The sequence below is a fragment of the Methylocaldum sp. genome, from assembly GCF_039794385.1.
GTDB lineage: Bacteria > Pseudomonadota > Gammaproteobacteria > Methylococcales > Methylococcaceae > Methylocaldum.
In genome coordinates this window covers 1-5,823 of sequence record NZ_JBDIVO010000289.1, presented here as the reverse complement: position 1 = coordinate 5,823, position 5,823 = coordinate 1, and the positions used below count along the sequence as shown (strand labels likewise).

The 5,823-nt window shown below is 61.1% G+C and carries 7 protein-coding genes and 1 tRNA gene; 2 read left to right on the top strand and 6 right to left on the bottom strand.

Features of this window, described 5'->3' with window-relative positions; all coding sequences use genetic code 11:
- The 3 genes from ABJK70_RS18855 to ABJK70_RS18845 all read right to left on the bottom strand — a co-directional run.
- Positions 1-677 (bottom strand): ParB family protein (locus ABJK70_RS18855; RefSeq protein WP_347258762.1); only part of this gene is annotated, 677 nt, incomplete at its 3' end.
- A gap of 5 nt (positions 678-682) precedes the next feature.
- Positions 683-1,504 (bottom strand): ParA family protein, encoded by an 822-nt coding sequence (locus tag ABJK70_RS18850; RefSeq protein WP_347258761.1) that lies wholly within the window; start codon positions 1,502-1,504, stop codon positions 683-685.
- A gap of 96 nt (positions 1,505-1,600) precedes the next feature.
- Positions 1,601-1,676 (bottom strand) — tRNA-Thr (locus ABJK70_RS18845).
- Between the two features lie 283 nt (positions 1,677-1,959).
- Between ABJK70_RS18845 and ABJK70_RS18840 the strand changes: the two genes are divergently transcribed.
- Positions 1,960-2,145, top strand: a complete 186-nt coding sequence (locus ABJK70_RS18840) for a hypothetical protein (protein ID WP_139840956.1) — start codon at positions 1,960-1,962, stop codon at positions 2,143-2,145.
- A 134-nt stretch (positions 2,146-2,279) separates the two neighbouring features.
- The gene (locus tag ABJK70_RS18835; protein WP_347258760.1) at positions 2,280-3,458 is read left to right on the top strand and encodes a glycoside hydrolase family 57; all 1,179 of its coding nucleotides are present in this window, start codon (positions 2,280-2,282) and stop codon (positions 3,456-3,458) included.
- 173 nt (positions 3,459-3,631) lie between these two features.
- Here the strand turns inward: ABJK70_RS18835 and ABJK70_RS18830 are convergent, their stop codons facing one another.
- From ABJK70_RS18830 to glyS, 3 genes are all read right to left on the bottom strand, one after another.
- The gene (locus ABJK70_RS18830) at positions 3,632-4,384 is read right to left on the bottom strand and encodes a lysophospholipid acyltransferase family protein (RefSeq protein ID WP_240502674.1); all 753 of its coding nucleotides are present in this window, start codon (positions 4,382-4,384) and stop codon (positions 3,632-3,634) included.
- Positions 4,385-4,391: 7 nt separating this feature from the next.
- Complete coding sequence (gene gmhB, locus ABJK70_RS18825) at positions 4,392-4,934, bottom strand: D-glycero-beta-D-manno-heptose 1,7-bisphosphate 7-phosphatase (RefSeq protein WP_156881967.1); 543 nt, start codon at positions 4,932-4,934, stop codon at positions 4,392-4,394.
- A 13-nt stretch (positions 4,935-4,947) separates the two neighbouring features.
- Positions 4,948-5,823 (bottom strand): glycine--tRNA ligase subunit beta (gene glyS, locus ABJK70_RS18820; RefSeq protein ID WP_347258759.1); only part of this gene is annotated, 876 nt, incomplete at its 5' end.

Sequence of the window (5,823 nt, the reverse complement as noted above, 5' to 3'; positions counted from 1 at the left end):
CGCCGATAGGCGCGGTGAAGGTCGCGGATCAGGTCGACGTGCCAGCCGCCCAGTCCCGCCGCGAACGCCTTCGGGATCAGGGGCTCCAAGACTTCGGTGGCGAACTCGTAGCGGATGAGCTGGCGCCGGGAGATCACGTAGCCGAGGCTGCCCAGGCGCCGCTGGAACTGGCTGCGGTTGAGCGTGTCGCCGGTCTCGGTCTCGATCTGGCGTTTCAGGTCCATCACGGCGTGGGCGAGGTCGATGAAGCTCAGTTCGCCGCGCGCCTCGTTCTCGACGATGTGCGCCCTAAGCACCTCGGACTCGGATTCCCAGGGCACGAACAGGCAAAAGAGGTCCCGATAGACGGGATCGCCCGTGTCCTGCCACAGGGTCCGGTGGATCTCGAGGCGGGTATTGCCGCCGGCCTTGACGATGAGGTGCTCATCGCCGGGCCGCCGGGTGACGGTCAGCGGATCGTCGGCGAGACCGGGTTTGGCCTTGATCGAGTGATAGATGTCCTCGTACTTGGGATTGGGCCGACGGCGCGGGTTGCGGTCGTAAGGCCGGATGGCCGCGACCGGCAGGATCATCGGCGTGGGCGCGACCGGGTCGGCCGGCGGCAGGTGCCCGTCGCGATGGGGACCGAAGGACCCCTCCTGCAACAAGGCGCGGACATCGGGTGTGCGCTTGGCCATACGGTCTACTCCCCCGATGAGGTCGGCGACGTCTTCAGATGCGGAAACAGCTCCGCGACCAGGGCCTCGAGGGTGTCCAGGGCCGAGGGCGTGGTCCCGCGGCGACGGTCGAACCGGTGCACCGGGGTGCGATAGGTGGCGGCCTCGCGATAGACGACCGAGGCGGGAATGGCGGTCTCGAGGATGGTGATGGCTCCCTTGCTCGGCAGATAGGCTTCACGCCGGAGTTCCTCGGCAATCCGCCGGGCATCGCGCGAGCGGTCCAGGCGGTAGAGGATGCCGCGCAAGGGACCGATGGGAGCGCCGAGGAACGCCATGGGCCGTAGCCGTTCCAGCATGGTGACGGTGCCGCGGACGAACTCGCGGGCCGAGAGGATTTCCGGCGGAATAGGGGAGAGGAGGATATCGGCGGCGGCGACCGCGGCGTCCTGGAGAGGACCGACCGCGCCTTGGGTGTCGATCAGGATGATATCGTACTGGACGAAGGGCGGACGGCCGAGGAGGTGCTTGAGACGCACCCGCCCGTCGACGGCATCGCGGATCCAGTCGCGGAGCTTGCCGTCCGGATCGTCGGAATAGACGAGATCGAGGCGGTCGAGGGTGGTCTGGCTGATCACGTCCTCGCAGGCTGCCTCGACCATCAGCCGGGTGAGACCGCCCGGAGCGCGGTGTCGGAGCGGAAAAAAGCTGGAGAGGGTGGGCTGCGGATCGGCGTCGACGAGGAGGACGGTCTGGCCGGGATCGGCGAGATAGGCGCCGAGATTGGCGGTCAGCGTGGTCTTGTCGACGCCGCCCTTGGTGCTGGTGATGGTGATACAGATGGCCATGGCGCCCTTCTCCGGCATGTTACCCGGGGATGGAGTCCCGGGGGACGATGATGAACCGAAGGAAGTGAAAACAGAGCGCCAGCGCCTAAAAGGCGTTGGAGCCGGTGATAGGATTTGAACCTACGACCCGCACATTACGAATGTGCTGCTCTACCGACTGAGCTACACCGGCGATGAGAGCTGCCCATTATAAGAAAATTTGATGCGCTTACACAAGGCATCGAAGTAACCATGTGCGCATTGGCGCCTCGTGAGCGACGGCGTTAGGATATGAGGAACCTTTTATTTGATCGGGAGGAATTATGAACAAGGAACAGTTCTTGACATTCGCTTCATCGCTCCTACTTATGTGTTCGACGGGACAGGGCACCGCGGCTTACGCGGCCAACGTTTCAAGTTCAACCGTGTCCAGTTCGGTCTCCTCCGTTTCGCTCGGAGGCTCCCACGCGCAGGCCGTGATTAGCGGTCAACAGGGGATCATCTCGATTAACGGCGATCGCGTGGAGGTCAAGGACGGCAGACTGACGTGGAACGGCGTGTCCTACGGCACCGTAGGGAAGAATTCGGTCGTGAAATACATCGCCAACGGCTCCGTCAAGAAGCTGTTCGTCGATGGAGTGGAAAGATCGGCCGATCCTTGAACGCAGCGCTTTAATCCCACTTCGCCCGCCATTCTGAAGCGAAACTCGCCCACGCCCGCGTGTCCCAAACGGACTCGCCAGAAGGCATAATAAGCCTCACGAGTTCGTGATCGAGTTGAACACATCGAGGGATTATGTCTGCCATTCATCACGCCCTGGTATTGAACCTGCATCAGCCGCCCGGCAATCTGGACCATCTCCTTTCCGAACAGCCCTGGGAGGCTCGGGAAATTCTTTATGCCTACGATCGGATTCCGAGATTCCTATGGGATTACGACGACATCGCGCGGGTCCATCTGTCGCTTTCCGGGACGCTCCTCGAAACCTTGTCGAATCCGGAGTTCCAGAGTCGCGTTTACGGCATCGTCGATTGCGGGTCGCTGATTTGGCACCTCCAGAACGAGCGGATCATCGACATCCTCGGTACGGGCTATTACCACCCGGTGTTGCCGCTCATCCCCGAGGCGGATCGCGACGAACATCTGGCACGCTGGCAGGCCATTGCCGGCCATCTGTTTTGGCGGAATTCGTTCCAAGGGTTTTGGCCTCCCGAGATGGGATTTTCCATGGAGCTGATTCCGCTGCTCAAGAAATTTGGCTACCGTTATGTGATCGTCGACAGCGAGCACGTGGAGCCGGTGACGCCCATGCAATGGCACGAGCTTCGCTATCGTCCCCATATTGCTCGCCATAACGGGTCGGAAATCATCGTCATCGTACGCGACCGGGAGCTTTCGGACGCTCAGGAATCGGGCATGGACTACGTTTGGTTCGCGAAAGAACTGGCTCAGCGAACGCAATGCTGCGATTTCGAACCGCTGGTCACGACCTGCACGGACGGCGAGAACGGGGGTTGGTTCCGGAACACGACCAACGAGGTGAATTTTTGGGGTGCGTTTTACCGGGAATTGTTGGATGAAGCCCGCAAGAAAAGTTTAATTCAACCGGCTTTTATCAAGGATTATTTGGACCGGTTCGGCGCGTACGGTGAAGTTACGGTAAGAACCGGAGCCTGGAATACCGGTTGGCATCACGGACGGGATTTTCTGCAATGGACCGGTTCGCAAACGCAAAAAGATTCTCTGGCGCGATTGCAGGCCGTAAGCATGGCGGTACACCAAGCCCGAAATGCCGCTGTAGCCAAGGATTTGACAGAAGAGGAGCAGGGTGAACTGAACGAAGCCTTCTGGCGGCTATTGCGTGCCGAAACGAGCTGCAACTTCTATTGGGGCGAAGACTGGGTGCACCGCTGTCATAACGACCTGGATGAAGCCGAGGCTTGTTTGCAGCGCTACAGAGCACGCGGTTCCTAGCACGCGAGAACCCGGAACGGCTGCCTTCCCTTTGTCCAAGCCCAGTTGTAGGTCGGCAATCCTTTGCCGACAAAGCCCTAACGCGACCGTTTGCCATCGGAGAGACCGGACAGACCGCATTCGTCGGCAAGGGATTTCCGACCTATCAATTCAGCCCGGAAGCCGAAACGGGACTACTGCGATACCGTCGGCGCGCCGCTCGGTGGAAACGTCCCCGCGTACGGGCCGAAGCCGCTGATTTCGGCCATTCGGCTTTCGATCCAATGTTCCGCTTGGTGGTTGATTTCGCTGGAGCTCAGCGTGGTCGCATCGATCGGCGGTCCGATGCGCACCTGGATAACACCGGGAAATTTGAGAAAAGCCCGCCGTGTCCAGTATTCGCCGGCATTGTGGGCGACGGGGACTACCGGACAGCCGACGCGATGAGCGAGTATTCCGCCGCTAGTCCCGTAGCGTCCTTTCTGTCCGGGCGCGACCCTAGTTCCCTCGGGGAAAATGACGACCCAGCGCCCGTCTTTCAGTCGTTTTTCGCCGTCCCTCAGGATCTGCTTCATGGCGGCGGATTTCGCCTGCCGGTTGATGGCGATCGGTTCCAAGGTAGCCATGGCCCAACCCCATACCGGGATGCGCAGCAATTCGCGCTTCAGAATGAACACCAGGGGCGGGAATATGGCTTGCAAAGCCAGAGTTTCCCAGGCGGATTGATGTTTGCAGAGTATGATGCCGCTTCGCTCCGGGATGTTCTCGAGCCCGCGCACCTCATACTTCAAGCCGCAAACGGTTTCCAACATCCATAAGTTGAACCGTACCCATAGGCCGGCGATGGCATAGCGGGTTTCGAACCGGAGCGGATAGGCCGTCAGCAGCACCGGCCCCAGCAGGAGGGTAGACAAGACCTGGCCGATGAAATAGAGAGTCGAACGCAAACAAACGCTAATCAGCGTTAAAAAGGATATATTGGGCCGCTGCATAGAGATTTGGAAAAATAGGAAGGTCGAGATCCGGATGGCGGGCCAAAGTCCGCATGCCTTTGCCCGTTTCAACCAGGATGGGTTGCGCCCCGGCCGCCTGTGCGGCCTGAACGTCCCGGAAGGAATCGCCCACCGCGGGTACGGACCTCAGATCGACCTGATATTTTTCGGCAAAGGCGCGGAACAAGCCCGGCTCGGGCTTCCGGCAGCCGCAGCCGTCTTCCGGGCCGTGCGGGCAGAAGAAAATCTCCTCGATCCGTCCTCCGGCAGACTCGACGGCATCGCGCATCTTTTGATGGATACCTTCCAGCGTAGCCAGATTGAACAATCCGCGGGCGATGCCGGATTGATTCGTCAGGATGACGACGCGAAAGCCGCCGCGGGTCAGAAGCGAGATCGCTTCGAGGCTGCCGGGAATGGGCACCCATTCGTCGGGCGACTTGATATAGGCGTAGGAGTCCTCGTTGACGACGCCGTCGCGGTCCAGAATGACGAATTTCGACATGCCGCGGGACCGCTTATCCCTGAAGCTTCGAGATGTCGGCGATGTTGAGGAACAGTCCTTCGACGATCGCCAAGAGGCCCAGCCGGTTGCGGCGAAGCTCGGCATCCTCGGTCATCACCATGACGCTGTCGAAGAAGGCGTCCACCGTTTCCCGGAGCTGCGCCAGACGGCACAAGGCCGCCGTATAGTCCCGTTCGTGCAGCAGCGGAAGAATGTCTTCCTTGGCTTGCCGCGCGGCCTCCAACAGATGTTTCTCTTCCGTTTCCGTCAGCACGTGATCGTCGACATTGGCGACGACTTCCTCTTCCGCCTTGCGCAGGATATTGCGTATCCGCTTGTTGGCCGCGGAAAGGCTCTCGGCCTCGGCCAGGCGGCGGAATTCGCGAACGGCTTTCAGGCGCCGGTCAAAGTCCGGCAGGCGGCCGGGCCTGACCGCCAGAACGGCCTCGAACTCGTCGTGGCGGACGCCGCGCTCCAGGCAGTAACCGCGGAGCCGTTCGAGGATGAAGTCGTAAACGTTCGCATGTACCGTTTCGGCGTCGAACGGATGGGGGAACTGCGCCAGGGCTGAATCCAGGAGCTCCGGAAGATCCAGATCCAATTCCCCCTCGAGCAGGATGCGGATGGCGCCCAAGGCGGCGCGGCGCAAAGCGTAGGGGTCTTTGTCGCCGGTCGGTATCAGGCCGGCGCTGAAGATGCCGGTCAAGGTGTCGATCTTTTCGGCCAGAGCCAGCATCAGGCCGGTGCCCGTTCGCGGCACGGGACCGCCCGACACCTTCGGCAGATACTGTTCCTCGATGGCGGCGGCGATCTCCTCCGGCTCACCCTCGGCCAAGGCATAGTAGCGGCCCATGGTGCCCTGCAGCTCGGGAAACTCGCCGACCATCAG